Raw genomic sequence first — 3,759 nt, 5'->3', positions numbered from 1 at the left:
AAAGCCAGTTATATATGTAAGGTAATTGGGATGAATAAAGATACCCTTAGTAAATTCAAAAACAATAAAATTGATCTGTACCCACATTTATTCGTGAAATTGCAGGACTATCTTTTGAATAATTAAGCAGCCAAGTAAACCAAGCACCCATTTCTCAGGAATCCGGATTCTGAAAATGAAATTATAATTCTGAAAATCAAATAGTAACAGGAACCCAAAAACATTAAAAATTATAGAAAACCAAAAAAATAAGCAAAAAAACGAGAAAAACTTAAAAAAACACTAAATTTTTGTAAAAATAAGCAAAATTTTGCGTTTTTTGAAAGAAATGTAAAACATCAACATGATACAATAAAAACTTAATATGGAACTAATGGTAGCACAATAGTGGAATGGTGTAAAGTGGGAAAATTTGTTCGTGTTTTGGATGATGTGGAAAAATGATATTTAAATATGGAAAGAAAGCAAACATATGATTGCATCAATCAAATGGAGGTGGTATAATGAAAACATAATATATATGGAAGAAAGAGTGATTGGGGGTGTAGGGTATGGCAAAGATTACATGTGGGAAATGCGGTACTGAATTCAAATTTGAAGTCGCAAAAAATTTTGAGAGTTGCCCTGTTTGTGGAGCATCATTTGATGATGAAGAGGAAAATGTAGATGCAGAAGATAGATCTGATTGGATTACATGGTATTATTATGGGTTGAAAGATAAAAAGGGTAATAAAACTGAAATAACATCTTTAGAGGAAAAACCTATAGATTTACAAAAGGATGGAGATATATTTTATCTTATCAAAGAATTTAAAGCTCCGCCCAAAGATATAAATGGAAACTGTGATGCTGCAAAGAAGGAACTAAGGAAATACGTCCCAGATGCATTTCCAGAGAAAAAAACTGTGCCAAAAGTGCAGTGCCCATACTGTTTCAGCACAGAGGTACAATTAGTGCCAAAGAAATTTAGTCTATTGACAGGCATTATGACAAATGGATTCAACCGTGTTTGTGTCAGATGTCAGAGGAAATTTTAGGGTCTTTAACAATTGAATAATAGTGACAGCAAGGGAGATTATTTCATAGTCTCTCTTTTATTATGCTTAAAATTAAGGAGGAAACAGAAACATTGAGTAATGGAACAAATGAATTTGTATTAGACTTACTTGCCCTTTTGGATCAGCAGAAGAGCAAAACACAGATTAATGCCCAGATTAAGGAACTGGAGAAAAGCATACGGAAATTAAGGCTTGTCGGGATTCTGGCGAAAGGCGACACAAAGAATGGAGTGAATCAGACCATCCGACAGATGGAAGGGAACCTCCGGCAGATAAAGATACAGGCGAAGATGGACAGCCGTCAGTTGAACAGGGAAATTAACAATGCATTGAGGAATGTGTCAGCAAGGGATATTAACCTCAATCTGAACAGTACAGGCGATAGGTTAAACGCGCAGGTAAGACGCGCGGTTTCCCAGGCAAGGGAATTTGCGGACAGGAATCCGATCAGCGTAAATATTGACCTAAAAAGAGAAAAACTGTTAAACCAGCTTACCGCATTTACCAATAAGCACACTAAAATAAATGAATCGTCATACTGGCTTGGGGAAGCGGAAAGGTTACGGAATGTAATCAGTTCTGTCACAAACAGGGATGAACTCAGGAATGCGACAGATCAGTTACAAGTGTTTACCACAGGCGTAAGGGCTACCGGATATGCAGCAGTTTCTACGACTGACAGGATTAAAGGGATGTTGGGAAATATCGTTAAAGTGGGAAATTGCTTTGGGCTTTCATTTGTTGCTGTAAATAAATTCCGCCAATCTTTAAATACACTCAAAACGAATGATACAATACTTACAGAAATTAGCAAGACCAGTGAGATGACGATGCGGCAATTAAAGGAATTAGGGGATGAAGCCTTTGCTGTTGCAAGCAAATTTGGCCAAGTTTCTGGGAATTACCTTACAGCCGTTCAGGAAATGGCAAGGTCTGGGTATGAAACACTGTCAAAGGAACTTGGGCAGCTTTCATTGCTTGCACAGTCGGCCGGGGATATGACGGCGGAAATGGCGAATAATTACCTGCTGGCAACGGATGCGGCATATAAATATGGCGGGAGTGTGGATAAATTGAATGCCGCGCTTGACGGGGCGAACTATATTTCAAACAAAAACAGCGCGTCATTGACTGACATTGCAGATGCCACCCGTGTTTCAGCTTCATTTGCGGCTAATGCCGGAGTTGCTATTGATGAACTTACGGCGGCAGAAGCGGCCATGATCGCAACGACAAAAAGAAGCGGCTCCGAAATGGGCAGGGCATTCAGGAGTATTGTATTAAATTTGCAGCAAGTGTCGGGCGAGTTTGACGGGGAAATGATTGACGAAGAGCAGCTTAAGAAAGTGGAAGCCAGATGCCATTCATTGGGCGTGGAATTGGAATATATAAAAGACGGGGTTGCCACACTTCGTAATCCGATGGACATACTGAAAGATTTATCAGAGGTCTATAATTCCCTGCCAGACAACAGCGCAGAAAAACAAGGGCTTATCTCAGACATAGGCGGAAAGTACCATGCCAATGCGTTATCAGCCCTTTTAAGCCGATGGGATTTATATGAAAAGATGGTTGGCGAGTTTTCACAGGGCACAGGCTCTGCACTGGAGGAAGCAAATAAGACCGCAGATTCATGGGAAGGCCGCTTGAATGCTTTGCAGAATACATGGGACAGTTTTGTAGCATCCATCACAGACAAGGATGCTATAAAAGGCGGTGTGTCATTCCTTGACAATGCAATCCAGTCGTTTGAAAAGCTGGCTGACACAATAGGGGCGATCCCGGTCATCCTTACCACGTTTCAAGCAGGGATGACAGCACTCAATAAGAATTACGGTATTACACAGGTATTTAATAAGGATACCCATAAGATGGATATTCAAGGAAATATTATGGGCATTGATATCACTGCATTCAAGACACAGCAGAAACATTTCCATGAAGCTGAAATTGCAATGAGAGTATGGAATGATGAATTAATAACAGGGACAACAGATATAAATACATTTGGTGGTGCAATTGTCCAAAACAATGAACAATTAAAAGCATACCTCCAGACAACATCTGTAGAAGCCCCTGCATCCTTAGCAGGATACCGATCCTATCTGGCTTCCTGTGGTGTATCAACGGATTCATTAAGAATTAAAACAGTCCTTTTAAATTCCGCATTAACGTTAGGGTTAAGCCTTGGCATACAGGCAGTTGCAACAGCGGTTTCAAACTTCATCCGTGTGTCAGGCGACGTTGCGCAGAAAGCAAAAGAAGTAAGCAACACTTTCAGCAGCGCAAAATCCGACATAGACAGCTACAAATCTAAAGTGGAAGAGCTGCAGGCGGTGCTCAATGATTCCGGCTCCTCCATCTCCGATGTCATGGAAGCCCGCAAAACCCTTATGTCAATCCAGGACGAATTAATCGAAAAATACGGCAGCGAAAAAAGCGCAATTGACTTAATCACGGAAGCAGTCAACGGACAATCAGACGCTTTTGATAAACTGTCACAGAAACAGTGGCAGGAAGCAAAGAATGAGTTTAACGATGGCGGATTTGCAAACAACGCTGCAAACTTTGTCCAAGGATACTCTGACAACATAGACCGCATGTTATCGGAATATGGCGATTATAAGGTGAAACTGGATTTATCCGTGGCCACAACCGGATTAAACCCGGAAGAAATAGAGGAATTCAAGCAATTATTCGA

2 protein-coding genes are annotated in these 3,759 nt (G+C 40.4%); both read left to right on the top strand.

The window, feature by feature from the left end; translation table 11 throughout:
* Positions 1 to 551: 551 nt before the first annotated feature.
* Positions 552 to 1,037 carry a hypothetical protein gene (locus ACTO17_RS19635; RefSeq protein ID WP_482559115.1) on the top strand — a complete coding sequence of 162 codons (486 nt, stop codon included), beginning with the start codon at positions 552 to 554 and terminating at the stop codon, positions 1,035 to 1,037.
* 92 nt (positions 1,038 to 1,129) lie between these two features.
* Positions 1,130 to 3,759, top strand: a 2,630-nt coding sequence (locus ACTO17_RS19630) for a phage tail tape measure protein (protein ID WP_482559114.1), incomplete at its 3' end; no start/stop codon positions are given.

The sequence above is a fragment of the Petralouisia sp. genome, from assembly GCF_056822245.1.
Note: the sequence above shows the minus strand (reverse complement) of the source record. Positions and strands in the feature narration are given on the sequence as shown.